This is a genomic window from Neorhizobium sp. USDA 3394 (assembly GCF_056280385.1).
Window position 1 is genome coordinate 4305624 of record NZ_JBWCDU010000001.1, and the last position, 20522, is coordinate 4326145.

The following is a 20522-nucleotide window of genomic DNA, read 5'->3' on the forward strand; positions in this document are numbered from 1 at the left end:
GTGGCCCGTTTCAAGAAGCTGACAATCCGTCGGATCGCGCCGGATCGGAGCGGATCAGGTCGATTTCGTCGATCGTGCGCATGACCGTGAACCGGGCGGTCAGCGTCGTCAGCAGCGCGATCACGATCATTGTCGCGAAGATGCCGAGATAACCGCCAACGCCGATGGTGAAGGAACCGAACAGGGCGCTCGCCTGGTCGCTCTCCGGCGTCGCCAGCGAATTCGCCTGCCACATGTTGGCGATCGCAAACATCACGGCTGCGAGCGCCCCGCCGGCGGCCGATCCCTTGATGCTGATCTTCAGGAAATGTTTCTGGAATTCACCGGCCACGAAAGAGCTTTCGGCGCCGACGAAATGCAGGACCTCGACGATATGGCGATTGCCGGACAGCGCCCCGCGGGTCGCAAAGATCACCGTCAGGATCATCGCCGTGAAGACGAGAACGAGGACGCCCATGCCGATCAGCACTGTCGTGTGCGCCATCGACACCAGGCGATCCACCCAGGTGCGGTGATCATCGAGAAAGGCCTGCGGGATTTCGGTCTTCAGGAGATCGCGCATCCCGGCGAAATCGGGTGGGTTCTGCTCGTCTATGGTGACGATGACGAGGCGCGGAACGGGCAGGTCGGCGAGGTTCAGTCCGGTGCCAAGCCACGGTTCGAGAAGCCTTGCGGTTGCGCTTTCGTCCATGATCGTGCCCTCGCGGGTGCCGACGAAGGTGAGCGCCAGGTCGCGGGCTTTCTTCAAGGCCGCATCCATGTCGAGCCCGTCGTCCGGTTTGATCTGGATGGTGATCTCGCGGGAAATCTGGCTCTGCCAGCTCGATGCCGTCGCCCTCACCATGCTGACAGCGCCGAGCGTCAGGCAGGCGAGGAAGGCCATGATGGCAATCACCACCATCAGCGCATTGCCCTGGATGTTGGAGGGCGGCAGGATAGGGGCCGTTGGCCGCACCCGCATCTCGACGCGGCGTGCCTGCTTGTGGCCGGCAGGCGAGGGCTGCTGCTCGTTCTCTGGCTTTTGCGGTTGGACGCTCTTCGTCGCTTTCGGGCGGCTCAGCTCATTCATAAATATCGAGCCGCCCTTCGGTGAGGATCATTCGCCGTGCGTCTACCTGGTCCATCAAGGCCAGATCATGGGTGGCGATGACGACGGCGGTGCCGAGCCGGTTGAGTTCGAGGAAGAGATTGAGGAGCCTGCGGGCCATCGGCGGATCGACATTGCCGGTCGGCTCGTCGGCGAGCAGGATTTCGGGCTGGTCCATCAGCGCGCGGGCAATCGCTGCGCGCTGCTTCTCGCCGCCGGACAGGACGGCCGGCAGGACGTTGATGCGCTCGCCGAGCCCGACCCATTTCAGAAGCTCGATCACGTCGTTGCGGTAGGAGCTCTCCTCCTTGCCGCGCACGCGCAGCGGCAGCGCGACGTTCTCATAGGTAGTCAGGTGGTCGAGCAGTCGGAAATCCTGGAAGACGATGCCGACCCGGCGGCGCAGCATCGGCAGTTCGGCGCGCGGGATCTGCGACAGGTCGCGGCCGAACATGTGGATGATGCCGCGGGTGGGGTGCAGCGACATGAACAGCAGGCGCAACAGTGTGGTCTTCCCAGCGCCCGATGGGCCCGTGAGGAACTGGAACGAGCGCTTGGGGATGTCGAAGGTCATATCCCTCAGGATCTCCGGACCCATCCCATAGCGCAGACCAACGTTTTCGAAATGAATCAACGGCTGACCCAGTCCTCGCTCTTTCGACTCTCTGGTGCCCGTCTATCTCTTAGCGACCCGGGTAAACGAACGGTAAATCACGCGCGGAAAAGGGCTAATTTCAGGCCGTATTTGCGATGCGTTAACCATTTCAATTTACGACTGAGCAGGATTCGATTCAATGCCCGCAATCCCGAACAAAGGGGAAAACGGGCCGAAGAGGACCCCATGAGCACGTTTGGCAGCCATCAGGGCAAGACAGTCATCCGGATGGACATCCTGCCGCCGGAACCTTCCGCGCGCACGACCCGGATGAACCCGCGGCGCGGCGAGGTGGTCGACGCCCAGTTCGTTCCGGTTCGCGAGACCTTCCGCCGCGACCCGACCCCGCGCTCGCACAACGATAACCGGACCAGACGTGCGGAATCCGCGGTCGCCGCATCGTCGTTCGCGGAGCGGGTCGTCGCCCGGATGGAGCGCGGCCTGATGCATCTTTCCGCCGATTTCTTCTCGGCGGTCGTAGCCGTTGTCTTCGTCACCGTTTTCAGCCTCGCGGGTGGCTTCACCTTCCTGTTTGCAGGCTCGACGACGGCCGAGGCCGGACCGACCCTAGACATAACCCATGTGACGATGACGCCGCAGGATGCCAATGGCATGCGGGTGCTGCTGATCAACGGCATCGTCGAGAATCGCGGCGGCGACAATCGTGCCATGCCGCAGATCCGCGCCGAGCTGATGTCCGGCCAGACGCTCATTGCGACGACGCTGATCTCGCCACCGGCGGCGTCCATCGAGGGCGGTCAGAGCCGCGGCTTCTCGGCGCGCGTGCCCCACCCCGGTGGAAAACTGCCCGATTTGCGGCTTTCCTTTGCGGAACGGGGTGCCTAAAGCTTTCGCTTCCTCGGCGGATTGTGGTATCGCGGTTTTTTACGGACACGCAGGAGAACCTCATGCCCGTCGTACGCGGCAAAATCATCGAGCCGCTTTATACCGCCGAACAGATCGCCGAGCGCAACCACGCGATCGCGGCGCAGATCGCCACAGGGCCGACCAAGGATCTGCTGGTCATCGCCATCCTCAAGGGCTCGTTTATCTTCGCCGCGGACCTTCTGCGTGCGCTGCATGACGTGGGTCTGGCGCCGGAAGTCGAGTTCGTCACGCTGTCGAGCTATGGCGCCGGCACCGTTTCGCAAGGGGTGCGGATCGTCAAGGATATCGACAGCGACGTGAAGGATCGCGACGTGCTGCTGATCGACGACATCCTCGAATCCGGCCGCACCCTGAAATTCGCCAAGGAAATGCTCTATGAGCGCGGCGCCCGCAACGTCTCGATCGCCGTGCTGCTCGACAAGCGCGTCAAGCGCCAGGAAGATCTCGAGGCGGATTACGTCGGTTTCGAATGCCCGGACTACTTCGTCGTCGGCTACGGCATGGATGTCGCCTATGCCTTTCGCGAACTGCCTTTCGTCGGCGTCGTGACCGGAGACGCCTGACCGATCTGCCTGCCCGGGGCGAGACGAGGTGTTAACCATGTCGGCCCGCAATGGGCCGGCGTTTACTCCTCGACAACAAAACTCTGTTGATTTGCTGCCCACATAAACAAAACACGGGAGCGATCACCGCAATGGCAAAAATCCTGATTACCGAAGACGAGGATTCGCTCCGCATGTTCGTCGCGCGGGCGCTTCGTCTCGATGGTCATGAGACCCATGAAGCGGGCGACGGCGCGGAAGGTCTCGAAAAGCTGAGCGAAGGCCCCTTCGACCTGCTGCTTTCCGACATCCGCATGCCGGTCATGGACGGCATAGAACTGGTACACCAGGCATCCGCCAAGTTTCCCGATCTCAAGATCCTGCTGATGACCGGTTATGCGGAGCAGCGGGAGCGAGCCGACGATCTCGCGACCAAGATTATCGACGTGGTGCAGAAGCCGTTCGCGCTGCCCGATATCCGCCGTGCCGTCGCGTCGGCACTGGCGGCCGCAAACTCCAACGCCGCCTGATCGCTCAACGGATATCCAGAAGCCGTTCGAGATATTGCCGCTCCGCCTCGCCGGACAAGGCGTTGCCGAGCTTTTCGCGGATCGCTTCGAGGATTTCGCGGGCCCGCTGCACGTCGATCTCATCAGGCACCTTCACCTGATCGCCGAAATCCGGGCCTGACGTGGCGCGCGGACGCCCGAGCGGGTCGCGGCCGTTCTGGCCGCCCTGCGAGGTCATGTTCTCGCCCGGGCCGCCACGATCCTGGCCTTCGCCCTGACCCTGGCCCTGCTGCTGCATGGCTTGCATCATCTGCTGCATCATGTTCTGGGCGCCCTGGCGAAGCGCGCTCAGCGCATTGCCTTGGCCCTGGACCGCCTGCTCGCCCTGGCCCTCGCCGAGCGCCTTGCCGGCGTTGCCCATCTCGCTCTGCGCCTTGCCGAAACCTTCGCCGGGCTGCATGCCGAGGCCCTTCAGTGCCTGCTGCAGCTCTTCCAGCTTCTTGCCGAGACCTTCCTGCTGGGCGCGGAGGTTCTTCAGCGCTTCACGAAGCTGCTCGGCGGTCATCTGGTCGGTGTTCTGCTGCCCTTGCTGACCTTGTTGGCCCTGCTGCCCTTGCTGTTGCTGGCCTTGCTGCTGCTGCCCTTGCTGGCTTTGATCGCCGGGCCGTTGGCTGGGATCGCCGCGCTGCATGCGGTCGCGCAGCGCCTGGTCCAGCTTGAAGGTCTGGTCCATCAGCCGCTGCTGTTCCTGCATGATCTCGCCGAGCTTGTCGATCTGCTGGCGCATCTGGCTGTTCTGCTGCTGCTGGCCCTGCTGCCCGCGCTGCGGCCTGCCGGCCTGCAGGTTGTTCATCATCCGCTGAAGTTCGTTGAGCATCTGCTGGGCGGCATCACGATTGCCGGACCGGGCGAGGTTCTCGATCTGGTCCATCATGTTCTGCAGGTCGCGCTGGCGGATGACGTTCTGGGACTGCATGTTGTTGGGCGCCTGCGGCGCGTTCTGCATCCGCTGGGCAAGCTCGTTCATGAACTGCTGCATGGCTTCGCGCAGTTCCTGCATCAGCTTTGCAATCTCCTGGTCGGACGCCTTGTTCTGCAGCGCTTCGGCGAGGTTGCGCTGGGCGTCGCGCAGGCGGCGCTCCGCCTGCGACAGGTCGCCATCCTCGATGCCGAGTGCGATCTCCCAGAGATATTCGGCCGTATCCTTCAGCTGTTCCTCGTTGCGGGCGAGCTTCATGCGCTCGAGCGCCGAACGGATCAGCAGGAAGTGGCTGAGGTTCGGGATCGTCTCGTCAGGGCGGATTGCCAGCGCCTCGTTGAGTTCGATGGCGCGGGGCATCTGGCGGGTGTCGAGTGCGAAGACCTGGCGCTCTTCCGCGACGGCGGCTGCGAGCGGCTCGGAGAAGCCGCGCGACGGCAGCACCATTTCATGGGCCGGGCTGCGGCCGGTCTGGCCAGCGCCGTCCTTGGCGATCAGGGTGATCCTGACCCGCTTGCCGGCGAGCGGATGTTCGACCAGGCTGCGGCTTGTCAGGCTCTTGACCTCGCGGCTGTTCTGCCGCGGCAGGTCGAGCCGGTAGTCCGGGGCCGGATAGAGCGGGGTCGCCCCCGGAGCCGACTGATCGACGGGTTCGATCAACGCATGGGCTTCGCGGATGCCGTAGTCGTCCTTGCCGGTAAAGCCTATTTCGAGCGCGCCGTTGACGGAACGCTTCGGCTGGCCGTCGAAGGCGATTTCCGGCGGTCGGTCGGGGATGACGTCAAAGGCCCAGCTCTGGCCGTTCACGGTCAGGCTGCCGCTCTCGGCGACATTAAGCGCATAGGTGCGGGGCTGCCGCGGCTGGTTGGGCTGCTGCGGTGCGGCCTGCTGAGCCGGTGGCTGCTGGGAGGTCTGCTGGCCGGTGGCGCCCTGCGGCGGTTGCTGCGCCGCCGCTTCCGCCGCCTTCTTGGCTTCCTCGGTGATCAGCGTCGACGGCTGCCCGCCGGCCTTCGGGGCGAAGACCACGGCCTCTCCGCCTTCACCGCCGGTGACCCGCACGGTCAGTGCGGAATTCTGCGGTATCGAGACAGCCGCAACGGTGGTGGTGACCTCGCGGCCGGTCAGGAAGACCGGGGCACGGCCGGTATAGGAGGGCGGCGTCAGCCAGGCGTCGATGCGCAGGTCCGGGTTGATGCTCGGCGCCGGCGGCGCGGGCCGGAAGGCATCGGCAGGGGAACCGCCGCCGTTCGAGAAGGAATAACCGAGCGCGACGACGAAGACGAGAGCGGGAACGGCGCGCAGGGCGAACCGGTCGTGCCGGGCGATATCCGGTTGCGGCAGGCCCGCATCGAGCGCTGCGATGCGCTCGGCCATGCGGATCTGGTGTTCCTTCCAGAGTGCGCGTGAGAAGGGCGTCTCGAAAGCCGGATGGTCGTCCTGGACGCCGACCGGCTGGTGGGGCAGGTTGTTGCGGTCTTCAAGAAGCCGATCGGCGTCGGCCACTTCCGGCCAGCGCAGGCGGCTGAGCGGCAGCAGCGCATATACGAAGGCAAAGGCGAACCCGCCGACCAGGACCCAGCGCACCCAATCCGGCGCGATCCGGAAAATCCCGAACCACGCGACCGACAGGAACAGCGCCGCGATCCCGAGGGGGGCGAGCAGCAGCGGCAAAATCCGTTCGAAAAACAACACGATCCGGGCGAAGGACCGTTTCAGTGCGACGCGGCGCGCAAGCACGGGATGCGATTCGAAGGCACCTTTGCGGATGAAGCTCATGCGGTCCGTCTCCAATCGTGGCGGCGCAAATCAAGCTTCCAAGATAACAGTGTTTGTGGCGAAGACGAGGGCAGGGGGCAATTCGCCCCCATAATTTCCCGGATTTCCCGCAAAAGTGAACGTCGCGTCAGATGTTCAGTCAAGCCATGCCGGCACGGAATCGAGGCCGATGAGCTCTTCGTAGCTGCCGCGAGCGCGCACCACATGGAACTCCGATCCCTTCACCAGAACCTCGGGCACCAGCAGCCGGGTGTTGTAGGTGCCTGCCTGCACGGCGCCATAGGCACCTGCAGAAGCGACGGCGATCAGGTCGCCGGGCTTCGGTTCCGCCATCTCGCGGTCGAGCGCCAGGTAGTCGCCGGTTTCGCAGACCGGGCCGACCACATCCCCCTTGATGCGCGGCGCGTCGGCGGGCGGCACGACGACCGGTCGGATCATGTGATAGGCGTCGTAGAGCGTCGGGCGGATCAGGTCGTTCATGGCGCCGTCGACGATCACGAAGGACTTTTCGCCGCCGTCCTTCACGTAGATGACCTCGGTCACCAGAATGCCGGCATTGCCGACGATCAGCCGGCCGGGCTCGGTGACGATCTTGCATTCCAGCGATCGCAGCTGGCGCTTCACCGTTTCCGCATAGGCATCGGGAAGCGGCGGCGGGTTGTTGTCATCGCGATAGGGGATGCCAAGGCCGCCGCCGATATCGACATGATCGATGCGGTGGCCGTCGCTGCGCAGCGTATCGACCAGTTCGCGCAACAGCCGGAAGGCATCCTCGAAAGGCTGCAGTTCGGTGATCTGGCTGCCGATATGCATGTCGATGCCGGTGACGTCGATGCCATCGAGCGTTGCGGCATGAGCGTAAACGGCGCGGGCACGCTCATAGGCGATGCCGAACTTGTTTTCCTTCTTGCCGGTCGAGATCTTGGCGTGCGTGCCGGCATCGACATCCGGATTGATGCGGAAGGAGACATGCGCCTTTTTGCCGGCCTTCAGGGCGCGCAGATTGAGGATTTCCAGTTCCGGCTCGGACTCGACGTTGAAACAGTAGATTCCGGCCGACAGCGCCAGGTCCATTTCCTGCACCGTCTTGCCGACGCCTGAGAACATGATGCGGTTTGCCGGAATGCCGGCTGCCAGCGCCCGTCGAAGTTCCCCGCCGGACACGACGTCGACGCCGGCTCCGAGCCGGCCGAGCGTCTTCAGCACCGCCTGGTTGGAATTCGCCTTCATCGCGTAGCAGACCATCGCGTCCACATCGGAGAACGCCTTGGCGAAAACCTTGTAGTGACGTTCCAGGGTGGCCGTCGAATAGACGTAAAAGGGTGTCCCGACCGCCTTGGCGATTTCCGGGATCGGCACGTTCTCGGCGTGCAGCACGCCGTCGATGTAATGAAAATGGTTCACGGTAAAACTCGAAAAATTACAGGAGCGGGTCGAGCAGGAAAGGCCGGTTGGCGACCGGTTCGGTTTTCTGTTCGCCCGGTTTGCCGCTCTTGCGAATATTCTGCTGCTCCACCGGCGTGCTCGGGCGGTCGAGGCTGCCCTTGCGGCCGCAGCCGACGACAACGATGCCGGCGAGGCTCAGCACAAAGGCGATGCGGGCGATTTTTACCAGGGACTTCGACATTCTATTCCTTCTCCGGCACGGCTGCGGAACTTTCATAGCGAAGTTCCGCGCCCTTGTGCAGTCACTATCCGGCATCACTTCTCGGCGTTCGTTGCGGCCGACATCAATTCCTGGCGCGCCACCAAGCGATCTGCTTGCGCACTTCCGCCGGCGCGGTGCCACCGAAACTGGTGCGGCTCGCGACCGACGCATCGACCGACAACACGTTGAAAACCTTGTCTGTGATATCAGGATTGATCGATTGTAGCTCTTCGAGCGACAGTTCGGACAGGTCGCAGCCCTTGCTTTCGGCAAGCGCCACAGCGCGGCCGGTGACGTGATGGGCGTCGCGGAAGGGAAGGCCGACTTCACGCACCAGCCAGTCGGCAAGGTCCGTCGCCGTCGAGTAACCGGCACCGGCGGCTGCCCGCATCTTGTCGGCACGGATGGTCATGTCGCGCATCATGCCGGTCATGGCGGCGATCGCCAGTTCCAGGTTCTCGGCAGAGTCGAAGACCTGTTCCTTGTCTTCCTGCATATCCTTGGAATAGGCGAGCGGAAGGCCCTTCATGACGGTCAGGAGCGCCACCAGCGAACCGTTGATGCGGCCGGTCTTGGCGCGCACCAGTTCGGCGGCATCCGGGTTCTTCTTCTGCGGCATGATCGAGGAGCCGGTCGAGAACGCGTCCGACAGGCGCACGAAGCCGAATTGCGGCGTCGACCAGATGACGATCTCTTCGGCGAGGCGTGACAGGTGCACGGCGCAGATCGCCGCGACCGACAGGAATTCCAGCGCGAAATCGCGGTCGGAAACGGTATCGATCGAGTTGCGGGTCGGCTCGCGGAAGCCAAGCGCCTTCGCCGTCATATGGCGGTCGATCGGATAGGGCGTACCGGCCAGCGCTGCGGCGCCGATAGGGCTTTCGTCGAGATGGTCGATCGCGTGGCGCACACGGGCGCGGTCACGGCCGAACATTTCCACATAGGCCATGCAGTGATGGCCGAAGGTGACCGGCTGGGCGGTCTGGAGGTGGGTGAAGCCGGGCATGACCGTATCGGCATGTTCCTCGGCGCGGTCGAGGAAGGCGGCGATCAGATCGGTCAGCATGCGCTCCGTCTTGACGAGCTCTTCCTTGACCCAGAGGCGGAAATCGAGCGCGACCTGGTCGTTGCGGGAGCGGGCGGTGTGCAGCCGTCCGGCGGCGGGGCCGATCAGCACTGCCAGCCGCGCCTCGATGTTCATATGGATGTCTTCGAGCTTCCGCGAGAATTCGAATTTCCCACTTTGGATCTCTGACAGGATCGTGTTCAGGCCGGACACGATCAGGTCTTTATCTTCGCCGGAAATAATGCCCTTTTCCGCCAGCATCGTCGCATGCGCTATTGAGCCGCGGATATCCTGGGCGAACAGCTTCTTGTCGAAACCGATCGAGGCATTTATCTCCTCCATGATCGCATCCGGCCCTGAAGCGAAGCGTCCGCCCCACATCTGGTTGGAGGATACTGCGTCCTTCGTGCCGTCAGCCATGATGCCTAGTCCTGGAGTAATTGATGACGACCAAAAGACCTTTCGGCCTTCCGTCCGCCAGATTGATCGTGATTGCCGCCGTTGCGGGAATACTTGCCGGTGCCGTGGCGGTATACGTGAGTAGCATGGGGTCTGGCAATGGCGAGAGCGGGCTTCTCGCCCAATCCTCCGGCGCCTGCGAAGGTGCTGTCGAGACGGTGAAGTCGGTCTCGCAATTCTCCAAGGGCCAGGTCGCCGCCATGGTTGCCGCCCAGCCGCCGCGGCCGCTCGATCTCACCTTCAAGGGACCGGACGGCCGGGACCTCAAGACCGCCGATTTCGCCGGCAAGACGGTGCTCCTCAATCTCTGGGCCACATGGTGTGGCCCGTGCCGGGAAGAGATGCCGGCGTTGAACGCGCTGCAGAAAGGCATGGGCGGTCCGGATTTCGAGGTCGTGGCGGTGAATATCGATACCGGCAGCGACGAGAAGCCCAAGGCCTTTCTCGCCGAATACGGCGTCGATGCGCTCGGTTATTACCGCGACAGCTCGATGGGCGTCTTCAATTCGCTGAAGAAGGAAGGCCTCGCCTTCGGCCTGCCGGTGACCTTGGTCATGGACAGACAAGGCTGCCTCATTTCGGCGATGAACGGCCCGGCGGCTTGGGACAGCCCGGATGCCAGGGCGCTGATCACGGCGGCGAAGGGGCTGTAACGACATCCATGCCTCCCTCATTCCTGTGACAAGCACAGGAATGAGGAATAAAAAACAAACCCGCACGAGCTGGCAGGCAAGCGTGCGGGTCACATTCCAAAAATAAACAAGAGAGGTGGGCGAAAGTTCGCCCTTCACTCCAAAAATATAGCTCGATACAGCTTAACCGGCAAGGCCAAGCCGCTGGCGCCCAGCCTACCGCGTTGGTACCGGCACTTCGCCGCGATAGTCGTAGAACCCGCGGCCGGCTTTGCGGCCCAGCCAGCCGGCTTCGACATATTTGACCAGAAGCGGGCAGGGGCGGTATTTGCTGTCGGCGAGGCCATCGTGCAGGACCTGCATGATCGACAGGCAGGTGTCGAGACCGATGAAATCGGCGAGCTGCAGCGGGCCCATCGGATGGTTGGCGCCGAGCTTCATGGCGGTGTCGATCGCCTCGACCGAGCCGACGCCTTCATAAAGCGTGTAGATCGCCTCGTTGATCATCGGCAGCAGGATGCGGTTGACGATGAAGGCCGGAAAATCCTCGGCGACCGTCGCGGTCTTTTCGAGCGCGACGACGTAGTCCTTGGCGGCCCGGAAGGTCGGCTCGTCGGTGGCGATGCCGCGCACCAGTTCCACGAGCTTCATGACCGGCACCGGGTTCATGAAATGTATACCCATGAAGCGCTCCGGACGGTCGGTTGCCGACGCCAAGCGGGTAATGGAAAGCGACGAGGTGTTGGTGGCAAGCAGGGCTTCGGGCTTCAGGACCGGACAGACCTGCGCGTAAATCTTGCGCTTGACGCTCTCGTCCTCGGTCGCGGCCTCGATCACCATGTCCATCGGCGCCAGGTCGTTGAGGTCGGAAGAACCGGAAATCAGCGAAAGAGCAGCCTTACGCTCGTCATCGCCGAGTTTGCCGTTGGAGACCTGGCGGGCGAGATTGCCGTTGATGGTTGCGAGCGCTGCTTCGATCCGGTCCTTGGACACGTCGTACATCTGCACCTTGTAACCGGCGAGAGCCGAAACATGTGCAATGCCGCAGCCCATCTGGCCTGCTCCGATGACGCCGATGTTCTTTATGACCAGACCCATGGTTTCGCTCCCTGGGCGTTTACGCTATCTCCAGCGTACGCCGATTTTATGAAAATGCCGGACTGCATGTATGCAGCCCGGCAGATTGTTATTCCGCTACTTGCCGTTTTGCCAGCATTTTTCGCGCTTGCGAAATGAACGGGCTCAAAGCGCCTTTTCAAGCTGGGGCAGGATTTCGAAGAGATCGCCGACGATGCCGTAGTCGGCGACCTGGAAGATCGGGGCTTCCTCGTCCTTGTTGATGGCGACGATGACCTTCGAATCCTTCATGCCGGCGAGATGCTGGATGGCGCCCGATATGCCGACGGCGATATAGAGCGCGGGCGCGACCACCTTGCCGGTCTGGCCGACCTGCCAGTCGTTCGGGGCGTAACCGGCGTCGACCGCGGCGCGCGATGCACCGACCGCCGCGCCGAGCTTGTCGGCAACCGGGAGGATCACTTCCTGGAACTTCTCGGCCGAACCCAGTGCCCGGCCGCCGGAGATGATGATCTTGGCCGAGGTCAGTTCCGGACGTTCGGACGAGGAGAGCGCATCCGAAACGAAGCTCGACAGGCCCGGGTTTGCGGCAGCCGAGATGGTTTCCACCGAAGCGGAGCCACCTTCACCGGCAGCCTGGAAGGAGGCCGTGCGCACGGTGATCACCTTCTTGGCGTCGGTCGACTGTACGGTCTGGATGGCATTGCCGGCGTAGATCGGACGCTTGAACGTGTCGGCCGAAACGACCTCGACGATTTCCGAGACCTGCATGACGTCGAGCAGCGCTGCGACGCGCGGCATGACGTTCTTGGCCGATGCCGTCGCGGCGGCGATGATCGTGTCGTAGGAACCGGCCAGCGAGACGATCAGGGCGGCCAGCGGTTCGGCGAGGTTGTTGGCGAGACCCGCGTCGTCGGCGAGCAGCACCTTGGAAACGCCGGCAAGCTTGGCGGCGGCATCGGCCGCAGCCTTGGCGCCGGAGCCCGCGACCAGCACATGCACGTCGCCGCCAATCCTGGAGGCTGCGCTCAGCGCCTTGGCGGTCTGGTCGTTGAGGCTCGAACCGTCGTGTTCTGCCAGAAGAAGAATGGTCATAATGATGTTCTCCCTTTCCTTACAGAACGCCGGCGGTCTTCAAGGCGCCGACCAGTTCTTCGACCGTCTTGACCTTGATGCCTGCCTTGCGGCCGCCCGGCTCCTCGGTCTTCAGCACCTTCAGACGCGGTGTCGTATCGACGCCGAAATCGGCCGGGGTCTTCTTGTCGAGCGGCTTCTTCTTCGCCTTCATGATGTTCGGCAGCGAGGCGTAGCGCGGCTCGTTGAGGCGCAGGTCGGTGGTAACGACCGCCGGAAGCTTGACTTCGATCGTCTGCAGCCCGCCATCGACTTCGCGGGTGACCTTGGCCGAACCGTCGGCGATCTCGATCTTCGAGGCGAAGGTCGCCTGGGCGGAGCCGAGAAGGGCTGCCAGCATCTGGCCGGTCTGGTTCGAATCGTCATCGATCGCCTGCTTGCCGACGATGATCAGGCCCGGCTGCTCGGCATCGACGATGCCCTTCAGGATCTTGGCCACGGCAAGCGGCTCGACCACGTCGTCGGTCTCGACCAGGATCGCACGGTCGGCGCCCATGGCGAGCGCGGTGCGCAGTGTCTCTTCGGCCTTGGCCGGGCCGATCGACACGACTACCACTTCTTCAGCCTTGCCGGCTTCCTTCAACCGCAAAGCCTCCTCGACGGAGATTTCGTCGAACGGGTTCATCGACATCTTCACATTGGCAAGCTCGACACCCGTGCCGTCCGGCTTCACCCGGATCTTCACGTTGTAATCGACCACTCGCTTGACTGGCACCAGGATCTTCATGGGGTCCTTCCTTGACTATCTCCAGCCGCAAATTGCGACATTTGCCGCTTCCTCATTTGTCAGTGGGCGACATGGATACGCATTTTTCGCGCGATTACAACGCGGATTTGCCGTCGGGCATTGCCGTTTTCTCATGGTTCTATTCGGTTGCCGCACCGATCCGCCGAACGTCCGGCTTCAGCTCGACAGCCTTCGGGGTTACGATGTTGCGGTCGAACAGCGGCACGCCCCTGCGTCGCATGAACAGCACGAGGATGGCGCCTGCGATGATGCCGCCCACATGTGCGCCCCAGGAGACCATGCCGTCGAGATCGAGCGCCAGCATGGCGAACTGCTGGACGATCCAGAGCGCCAGCGGAATGAAGGCGGGCAGCGGCAGCGGGATACGGAAGAGCACCAGCACCCAGACGCGCACGCGCGGGTGCAGCAGAAAATAGGCCGCAACAACGCCGGAGACCGCCCCGGATGCGCCGATCAGCGGGCCTTCCGAACTCGATGCAACGAAGCCGTGAAAAGCGGCGCCGGCAGCTGCGCAGAGGAGGTAGAAGGCGAGAAACTTCACATGCCCCAGCGCATCCTCGACATTGTCGCCGAACACCCACAGGAACAGCATATTCGACGCGAGATGCCAGAAATCCATGTGCAGGAAGGCATAGGTGACGAAGGTGAAGTCGTCCGGCACGATGACCAGAGACGGATCGAGCGTCGCGTAGTTGAAGATGACAGCCGGAATGAAGCCGAGCCCGAGCGAGGCGCGTTCGGCCACGTTGGGCGCGGAGAAATTCGTAAACAGCCAGACCAGTACGTTGATGGCGATGATGCTGATCGTGACGTATTGGACGCGGATGTATTTGAGTTCGACGGCGTCGTGCAGCGGGATGAACATGCTGTAGCTCCTTCGCCGTTGCGGTTATCGGTTCTTGCCCGGGATCCAGAGTATATCGGCTTTGCCGCCGTCATTGGCGAAACGTGCTGCCACGAACAGAAAGTCGGAAAGCCGGTTGATATATTTTAGCGCGGCAGCGCCGACGGTCTCGCTCCGCGACAACTCGACCATCAGCCGCTCGGCGCGGCGCGACACGGTGCGGGCGAGATGCAGATGGGCGGATGCGGCAGAGCCGCCCGGCAGCACGAAGGATGTCAGCGGATCGAGATGGGCATTGAGCGCATCAATCTCCGTTTCCAGCCGCGTCGCCTGGGCTTCGACGATGCGAAGCGGCTCGTAGTCCAGCTTTTCGCCGGTATCGGGCGTCGCAAGATCGGCGCCGAGATCGAAGAGGTCGTTCTGGATGCGGAAGAGCATGGCATCGAGCTCGGCCATGCCTGACGTGTGCAGGCGCGCCAGCCCGATCGTGGAATTGGTCTCGTCGACCGTGCCATAGGCCTCGACGCGCAGGTCATGCTTGTCGCGGCGCGGGCCGGAGACCAACGCCGTGGTGCCGTTATCGCCGGTGCGCGTGTAGATCTTGTTGAGCTTTACCATCCGCCATCATCAGAATCAGGTCGGGCGACCGCCGCCCGTAATCCAGAGAGTGAGCATGATGAGGACGATTGCAACCGCCTGCAAGAGAATACGCAATTGCATCAGCTTGTTGGATTTGTTGGCGTCGGTGCCCTTGACCATGTTGAACAGCCCGCGGATCAGGACGAGCACGACGAGGCCCATGACGATCAGGGCAAGGACGGTGGTGAAAGTGGACATTGTCGGATTGCTGCCTTTTGCTCAGTCCAGCCGGCGCATCAATGTGTAGAAGAGCGCGGCCGGGAGTATTCTTTTCAGGAAAGCGCCCTGCTTGGCGGGCGTCGTTACCAGATAATGTGGCTTCGGACGAGGTGCGGTCAAGGCATGCGTCAAGACGCCATACACCGCTTCGGGCCCAAGTTTATGGCGGCTGGCCCGCCCCACTCCTTCGAGGCGCCTGAGCTGCCGCCGATACTCCTCCGCATGGACCGAACCTTCGAGATCGACATGCTCGCGGATCTTGGCAAGCGCATTGGCCGTGAAACGCGAGGCGATCGGGCCGGGCTCGATGAGGCTCACTCCGATGCCGCTGCCTTCGAGCTCCATGCGCATGGTGATCGTCAGGCCTTCGAGCGCGTATTTCGAGGCGGTGTAGGCGCCGCGGTAACGATAGGGCAGGAGACCCAATATCGACGAGCAGTTGACGATGCGACCATGGCCTTGAGTGCGCATGACCGGGATGACCCGCCGCGTCAGCTCGTGCCAGCCGAAGAAATTGGTTTCGAACTGCTCGCGCAGCACGTCGGTCTCCAGATCCTCCACGGCACCCGCCTGGCCGTAGGCGCCGTTGTTGAACAGCGCGTTGAGGCGTCCGCCGGTGCGATCCAGCACGGTTTCCACCAGGGCTGCGATCGTTTCGGGCTTGGTATAGTCCATCAAAAGGGCCTCGATGCCGTCCGCTTCCAGCGGCGCCAGATCGGCGTCCCTGCGCACCGTCGCGAACACCCGCCAGCCGTCCGCCTTCAGAGCCCGAGCGCAATGAGCGCCGATGCCGGAGGAACAGCCGGTAACGATGATCGTTCTATTTTCGGCCATTGAGTAAGGCTCCCTGTACAATCGAAAGAGTTCCTCCCATATTTCCCGCGACGTCACAACGGAGTTGCCCTTGCCCGAAGAAAACCGCCCCGTCCGGTGGTATCGCCTCGCCTTCAAGGTTCTTTGGGACGCCTATTGGCACTTCTCGGATGACGATGGCTGGGCCATGGCGAGCCATGTGGCGCTTTCGGGCCTGCTGGCGCTGTTTCCGTTCCTGATCTTCGGCACGGCGCTCGCCGGTTTTCTGGGAGCCGGCGGTTTTTCGGAAACCGCGGTGCATCTGCTCTTCGACACCTGGCCTGCGAATATCGCCGCACCGATCGCTTCCGAGATTCGCCAGGTGCTGGAAATCCCGCGCGGCGGGCTCTTGACGATCTCGGTCCTGGCGGCGGCGTATTTCGCCTCCAACGGGGTCGAGGCGCTTCGGATTTCCCTCAACCGCGCCTACCGCGTGACGGAAACCCGGCCCTGGTACGTGACCCGTCTGGCCAGCCTCGGTTACGTGATCGTCGCCGTCGTCATCTTCGCCGTGATCAGCATCCTGCTCGTCGCGGTGCCGGTCGCGCTCCGTTTTGCCGAAACCCGCTTTCCCTGGCTGATCGGGGACCTGACGCGGGCTGCGAACTGGGGCCTTTATGGCACGGCGCTCCTGCTCATGATCGGCCTGCTGCTTTCGCACAAATGGCTGCCGGCCGGGCGGAGGCGGATCATCGACGTCCTGCCGGGCGTGACGCTGACGATCGTCATCTGGACCGCGTTCGGTCTCGGTTTCGCCTCCTATCTGTCGAGCTTCGCCAATTATGCGGCGACCTATGCGGGGCTGGCATCGATCATGATCGTGCTGGTCTTCCTTTACATGATCAGCGTGATCTTCATTCTCGGCGCCGAGTTCAACGCCGCCCTGATGAAATACCGGATCTACTCGGTCTTCAACCGGTTCCGGCGGGAGCGGCGTCAACGCGGGGAAGCGTTGTCAAAGGCCAAGGAGGTGACGGATATCACTGAGGCAGAGACCCTGGTCGCGAAGCGCCGCGAGCCCGGTTGAGCCTTCGCTTTTCGACAGCTTCCTGCCATCCGCTCCCATGACCAGCCGGTGGTGGTGATAAACCGGCTGGGGAAGGCCCAGCAGTTCCTGCAACAGCCTGTGCGCCGCCGTCGCCTCGAAAAGGTCGAGACCGCGCACCACATGGCTGATTCCCTGCGCGGCATCATCCACCGTCACCGACAGATGGTAGCTTGACGGTGCATCCGAGCGGGAGAGGACCACATCGCCCCAGGCCGACGGATCGGCGATGATCTCGCCCCGTTCTCCGTCGCCGGTCTCGATCCAGCTCAGCGGTGCCTCGATCAGGCTAAGTGCCTTTCCCATGTCGAGACGAAAGGCGTGCCGGACACCATCGGCGATCAGCCTCCGCCGCTCCTTGTGGCTGCGATGGCGGTCATCGTCGGGATAGAGTGGCGAACCGTCCGGATCGCGCGGCCAGCTCTTCCCGTCCGCCTCGCGGGCCGCGACCCTGGCTTTCACCTCGCCGCGGGTCAGGAAGGCCGGATAGACGAGATCCATCTCGGTCAACCGATCGAGTGCCGCATGATAGGCGTCGAAATGTTCGGATTGCCGCCGCACCGGCTCCTCCCAGCCGAGCCCCAGCCAGGCGAGATCGCGATAGATCGCCTGCTCGAACTCCGGCGTGCAGCGCGCCAGGTCGATATCCTCGATGCGCAGCAGGAAACGGCCGCCATTCGCGCTCGCCATGTCGTGGTTGAGGAATGCCGACAGGGCGTGACCGAGATGCAGAAACCCGTTCGGGCTTGGCGCGAAACGATAGACCGGTTTATCAGAAGGCGGAGCGGGCATGATTTCTTCTGCCATGCTTTTTGAAAAACGGCCATGGGGAGGCAAGCGATGGGGAGGCAGGCGGTGGCGATCATCCGCGATCATTCCGACATCCAGGCGGGGCTCGAGGCGCTGGTGGCGCTCGACCCGAGACTTGCCGATGTCGTCGAGGCTTCCGGCCCGGTGCCGCTCAGGCTGAACGAGCCTGGCTTTTCCGGCCTTGCGTCGATCGTCGTCTCGCAGATGGTGTCGAGGGCGAGTGCCGAGGCAATCTGGCGGAGGATAACGGCCGCCGGCCCGGTGACCGCCGAAGGATATCGGGCGCTCGACCCCGCCGTTGTCGCCACGTTCGGCCTCTCGCGGGCAAAGGCGGCGACGCTTCTTCATTTGTCCACAGCAATTTCGGAAGGGCATTTCGATCTCGCATCCGTCTGCGCGCTCGAAACGGGTGAAGCGATCCGCAGGATGACGGCACTTCCCGGCATCGGTCCATGGACGGCGGAAGTCTACCTGATGTTCTGCGGCGGGCATGCCGATATTTTTCCGACGGGCGACGTGGCGCTGCAGGCCGCGGTCGGCCATGCGTTCCGCCTTGAAACACGGCCGTCGGCCAAAAATCTGGCGGTGATGGCTGAGGCCTGGGCGCCGTGGCGATCTGTCGCGGCCCGGCTTTTCTGGGCTTATTATGCGGCGAAAATGCGCCGCGACGCCACACCTCTCGGCTGAAGCCGGGAACAAGTATCCCACTGCATTTATTGGGCTTCACAATCCTGTAACAACGGACCTAATATAGAAAGGACAGATGCCGAATCGGGTAGGAGCGTCATTTGACGATTGCAGTCTCCCCGCAGGCCCTGCCGGCGCTCGTTCTGAACGCTGACTACCGGCCGCTGAGTTATTATCCCTTGTCGCTTTGGTCCTGGCAGGACGCGATCAAGGCGGTTTTCCTCGACCGCGTGAACATCATCGCGGAATACGATCACTCGGTCTGCTCGCCGAGCTTCTCGATGAAGCTGCCGAGTGTCGTCAGCCTCAAGACCTATGTCCAGCCGACCCGCAATCCCGCCTTCACCCGGTTCAACGTATTCCTGCGCGACCGGTTCGAATGCCAGTATTGCGGCGAACATGACGACCTGACCTTCGACCACGTCATCCCGCGCGCCCATGGCGGCGAGACCACCTGGGAAAATGTCGTGGCCGCCTGCTCGCCCTGCAATCTCAGGAAAGGCAGCAAACTGCCGAAGCAGGCCGCCATGTTTCCGCACCAGAAACCCTACCAGCCGACGGTGCAGGACCTGCACAATAACGGCCGGCTCTTCCCGCCGAACTATCTGCACGAAAGCTGGATGGACTATCTCTACTGGGATACGGAACTGCAGCCGTAAGACGGAGCAGATCGAGCCGGTATCGGACAGGAAGGCCGGTTATGCGGCCTTTTTTGCGCCGACGAAGGCGATGGCGGCGAGGACCACGCTCGCAATCACGTTCCAGCCGGCAAACGAGAGGCCGAGTACGCGAAGGGCCGCTTCGGTGCAGGAGGGGCCGTGGACCGTGTTCAGGTCCGACAGCAGGCTGCCGGCATTGGTGGTGACGCCAGCCCCGCCGCCGCAGCTTGCCGGACCTTCCCAGAAGGCCCATTCGACGCCCGCGTGATAGACGCCCATGCCGGCGCCGACCAGCATCATCACGCCGATGACGACGAGCAGCGCGCGGGGGACCCAGGCGGGCAGGCCGAGTGCTGCGACGACAATCGCCAGAATGCCGACCGGGATGCCGTAATAATAGGGATTGCGCTGCAGGAGGCAGAGTGCGCAAGGGATGTAACCGCCGATATACTGGAAGGCGAGCGCCCCGCCGACGGTCGCCGCCATGCCAAGGGTCAGGACGATGGCGTAGCCGATACCGGCGCGGGAACGGGGTGTGGAAGCTGTCAGCGCCATGCGCCTCTCCTGATATGCATTTCGACCGGCAGGGAACGCCATCGCCTCCCTTAGAGCAGATGGCCCGGCGCCGTAAGACAAATTATCTTGAACTCGCCGCCCTGATCGCCGCGGGCCGGAAGCCATAAGACTCCCTTGCCTTGAGGAAAACAGCCTGCCGCCATCAGATGATTTGTGCCCATCGCAAATTGGCGATTGATGCGGGCTACGTCCTGAGCTAAGAACCACCATCGGACGAAGGCGAGTCATCGCCTTTCAGGTTAGCACCCGTAGCTCAGCTGGATAGAGTGTTGGATTCCGATTCCAAAGGTCACAGGTTCGAATCCTGTCGGGTGCGCCATCTTCCCTAATGTCCGATCCGGAGACATAGGTAACAGTTTTGAGATAGGGCGGTTCCCTCAGCCCGAAAACGGTGTCGCCCGCGGGCATAAGCGACAAGCGCGTGCCGGTCGGGCACCGCATGCACCAATGAAATTTTAGAGCTTCTGGCACCGGCCGTCTCAAAAATCAAAACCATATTCATATGGCACTTTTCATGAAGAGCTTTGGTGGAAGTCAATAGGGCGTGGTCTATTGATACTCTTGTGTTTTCCGATCTGGGGATAAGCGCCCACCAGTCTGGCGAATGTCGACTTGATCAGACTAAAGTCCGGGCGCAAATCGTTCGGGGGTATCAATGAAACGCGTAATTACATCTGTAGCTGTCGCTCTGCTTGTATCGAGCTGCGGCATGACTTTGCCACTGAGAGGGCAGACCGAAAGCGGTGACGAAACCTTTTCTGGCAAGGCGACCGGTTACATGGATGGCGGTGGAACGCTGGAGCTGACCAGTAGCAAGGGCAGGAAGTGCAGCGGGGACTTCGTCTATGTGACGCAGCGTCGTGGCGAGGGCACGTTCACCTGCACGAATGGGCAAAGTGGTTCCTTCTCGTTCGTCTCGACGGGGACGCGAGGCACCGGCACCGGCTCCGTAGGCAGCCAGCGCTTCACCTTCACGTTCGGCTAACGTTGC

Annotated in this window: 23 protein-coding genes and 1 tRNA gene; 9 read left to right on the top strand and 15 right to left on the bottom strand. The window is 62.7% G+C overall.

The window, feature by feature from the left end:
• Positions 1 to 10: 10 nt before the first annotated feature.
• Together ACZ9EJ_RS21075 and ftsE are read right to left on the bottom strand one after the other, a co-directional pair.
• Positions 11 to 961: a cell division protein FtsX gene (locus ACZ9EJ_RS21075; RefSeq protein WP_251089910.1), complete on the bottom strand. Its 951-nt coding sequence runs from the start codon at positions 959 to 961 to the stop codon at positions 11 to 13.
• 100 nt (positions 962 to 1061) lie between these two features.
• Positions 1062 to 1721, bottom strand: a complete 660-nt coding sequence (ftsE, locus tag ACZ9EJ_RS21080; RefSeq protein ID WP_007770735.1) for a cell division ATP-binding protein FtsE — start codon at positions 1719 to 1721, stop codon at positions 1062 to 1064.
• 207 nt (positions 1722 to 1928) lie between these two features.
• Here ftsE and ACZ9EJ_RS21085 point away from each other — a divergent pair, with 207 nt between their 5' ends.
• From ACZ9EJ_RS21085 to ACZ9EJ_RS21095, 3 genes are all read left to right on the top strand, one after another.
• Positions 1929 to 2588, top strand: a complete 660-nt coding sequence (locus tag ACZ9EJ_RS21085; protein ID WP_046640079.1) for a hypothetical protein — start codon at positions 1929 to 1931, stop codon at positions 2586 to 2588.
• A 62-nt stretch (positions 2589 to 2650) separates the two neighbouring features.
• Positions 2651 to 3193 (top strand): hypoxanthine phosphoribosyltransferase, encoded by a 543-nt coding sequence (gene hpt / locus ACZ9EJ_RS21090; protein ID WP_007770732.1) that lies wholly within the window; start codon positions 2651 to 2653, stop codon positions 3191 to 3193.
• Positions 3194 to 3324: 131 nt separating this feature from the next.
• Positions 3325 to 3702, top strand: a complete 378-nt coding sequence (locus tag ACZ9EJ_RS21095; protein ID WP_046633817.1) for a response regulator — start codon at positions 3325 to 3327, stop codon at positions 3700 to 3702.
• A 4-nt stretch (positions 3703 to 3706) separates the two neighbouring features.
• Here ACZ9EJ_RS21095 and ACZ9EJ_RS21100 read toward each other — a convergent pair whose 3' ends face one another.
• From ACZ9EJ_RS21100 to argH, 4 genes are all read right to left on the bottom strand, one after another.
• Positions 3707 to 6436 carry a TIGR02302 family protein gene (locus tag ACZ9EJ_RS21100; RefSeq protein WP_046640078.1) on the bottom strand — a complete coding sequence of 910 codons (2730 nt, stop codon included), beginning with the start codon at positions 6434 to 6436 and terminating at the stop codon, positions 3707 to 3709.
• Between the two features lie 135 nt (positions 6437 to 6571).
• Complete coding sequence (gene lysA / locus ACZ9EJ_RS21105; protein WP_046640077.1) at positions 6572 to 7840, bottom strand: diaminopimelate decarboxylase; 1269 nt, start codon at positions 7838 to 7840, stop codon at positions 6572 to 6574.
• A 16-nt stretch (positions 7841 to 7856) separates the two neighbouring features.
• A complete protein-coding gene (gene lptM, locus ACZ9EJ_RS21110; RefSeq protein ID WP_046633823.1) occupies positions 7857 to 8063 on the bottom strand; it encodes an LPS translocon maturation chaperone LptM in 207 nt (68 codons plus the stop codon).
• 103 nt (positions 8064 to 8166) lie between these two features.
• The gene (gene argH / locus ACZ9EJ_RS21115) at positions 8167 to 9570 is read right to left on the bottom strand and encodes an argininosuccinate lyase (RefSeq protein WP_046640076.1); all 1404 of its coding nucleotides are present in this window, start codon (positions 9568 to 9570) and stop codon (positions 8167 to 8169) included.
• A 23-nt stretch (positions 9571 to 9593) separates the two neighbouring features.
• Here argH and tlpA point away from each other — a divergent pair, with 23 nt between their 5' ends.
• Complete coding sequence (gene tlpA / locus ACZ9EJ_RS21120; protein ID WP_046633827.1) at positions 9594 to 10262, top strand: thiol:disulfide interchange protein TlpA; 669 nt, start codon at positions 9594 to 9596, stop codon at positions 10260 to 10262.
• A 195-nt stretch (positions 10263 to 10457) separates the two neighbouring features.
• On the opposite strand, the gene ACZ9EJ_RS21125 is transcribed toward tlpA, so the two are convergent.
• The 7 genes from ACZ9EJ_RS21125 to ACZ9EJ_RS21155 form a co-directional block, all read right to left on the bottom strand.
• Positions 10458 to 11339, bottom strand: a complete 882-nt coding sequence (locus ACZ9EJ_RS21125) for a 3-hydroxybutyryl-CoA dehydrogenase (RefSeq protein WP_046605326.1) — start codon at positions 11337 to 11339, stop codon at positions 10458 to 10460.
• Between the two features lie 144 nt (positions 11340 to 11483).
• Positions 11484 to 12413 (bottom strand): electron transfer flavoprotein subunit alpha/FixB family protein, encoded by a 930-nt coding sequence (locus tag ACZ9EJ_RS21130; RefSeq protein WP_046640075.1) that lies wholly within the window; start codon positions 12411 to 12413, stop codon positions 11484 to 11486.
• A gap of 19 nt (positions 12414 to 12432) precedes the next feature.
• A complete protein-coding gene (locus ACZ9EJ_RS21135; protein ID WP_046640074.1) occupies positions 12433 to 13179 on the bottom strand; it encodes an electron transfer flavoprotein subunit beta/FixA family protein in 747 nt (248 codons plus the stop codon).
• A gap of 139 nt (positions 13180 to 13318) precedes the next feature.
• Positions 13319 to 14065, bottom strand: coding sequence for a rhomboid family intramembrane serine protease (locus tag ACZ9EJ_RS21140; protein WP_046633833.1), 747 nt, complete (start codon positions 14063 to 14065; stop codon positions 13319 to 13321).
• A 24-nt stretch (positions 14066 to 14089) separates the two neighbouring features.
• Positions 14090 to 14662, bottom strand: a complete 573-nt coding sequence (locus tag ACZ9EJ_RS21145) for a cob(I)yrinic acid a,c-diamide adenosyltransferase (protein WP_046640073.1) — start codon at positions 14660 to 14662, stop codon at positions 14090 to 14092.
• Between the two features lie 15 nt (positions 14663 to 14677).
• Positions 14678 to 14881 carry a twin transmembrane helix small protein gene (locus ACZ9EJ_RS21150; protein ID WP_007766527.1) on the bottom strand — a complete coding sequence of 68 codons (204 nt, stop codon included), beginning with the start codon at positions 14879 to 14881 and terminating at the stop codon, positions 14678 to 14680.
• A 21-nt stretch (positions 14882 to 14902) separates the two neighbouring features.
• Positions 14903 to 15736: an SDR family oxidoreductase gene (locus tag ACZ9EJ_RS21155; RefSeq protein ID WP_046640072.1), complete on the bottom strand. Its 834-nt coding sequence runs from the start codon at positions 15734 to 15736 to the stop codon at positions 14903 to 14905.
• Between the two features lie 70 nt (positions 15737 to 15806).
• On the opposite strand from ACZ9EJ_RS21155, the gene ACZ9EJ_RS21160 reads away from it, so the two are divergent.
• A complete protein-coding gene (locus ACZ9EJ_RS21160; RefSeq protein WP_046640071.1) occupies positions 15807 to 16781 on the top strand; it encodes a YihY/virulence factor BrkB family protein in 975 nt (324 codons plus the stop codon).
• Here the strand turns inward: ACZ9EJ_RS21160 and gluQRS are convergent.
• Entirely contained in the window at positions 16710 to 17606 is an 897-nt protein-coding gene (gene gluQRS / locus ACZ9EJ_RS21165) for a tRNA glutamyl-Q(34) synthetase GluQRS (protein WP_255743273.1), read from the bottom strand. The two genes, ACZ9EJ_RS21160 and gluQRS, sit on opposite strands and share 72 nt — an antisense overlap.
• 48 nt (positions 17607 to 17654) lie before the next feature.
• Here gluQRS and ACZ9EJ_RS21170 point away from each other — a divergent pair, with 48 nt between their 5' ends.
• A complete protein-coding gene (locus tag ACZ9EJ_RS21170; protein WP_046640198.1) occupies positions 17655 to 18296 on the top strand; it encodes a DNA-3-methyladenine glycosylase family protein in 642 nt (213 codons plus the stop codon).
• Between the two features lie 101 nt (positions 18297 to 18397).
• Positions 18398 to 18955 (top strand): HNH endonuclease, encoded by a 558-nt coding sequence (locus ACZ9EJ_RS21175; protein ID WP_007767848.1) that lies wholly within the window; start codon positions 18398 to 18400, stop codon positions 18953 to 18955.
• Between the two features lie 39 nt (positions 18956 to 18994).
• Here the strand turns inward: ACZ9EJ_RS21175 and ACZ9EJ_RS21180 are convergent, their stop codons facing one another.
• On the bottom strand, positions 18995 to 19510 hold the full coding sequence (locus ACZ9EJ_RS21180; RefSeq protein WP_046640070.1) for a disulfide bond formation protein B: 516 nt from the start codon (positions 19508 to 19510) through the stop codon (positions 18995 to 18997).
• Between the two features lie 263 nt (positions 19511 to 19773).
• On the opposite strand from ACZ9EJ_RS21180, the gene ACZ9EJ_RS21185 reads away from it, so the two are divergent.
• Together ACZ9EJ_RS21185 and ACZ9EJ_RS21190 are read left to right on the top strand one after the other, a co-directional pair.
• Positions 19774 to 19850, top strand: a tRNA-Arg gene (locus ACZ9EJ_RS21185).
• 390 nt (positions 19851 to 20240) lie between these two features.
• Positions 20241 to 20516, top strand: coding sequence for a hypothetical protein (locus tag ACZ9EJ_RS21190; protein ID WP_251089899.1), 276 nt, complete (start codon positions 20241 to 20243; stop codon positions 20514 to 20516).
• The last annotated feature ends 6 nt before the right edge of the window (positions 20517 to 20522 follow it).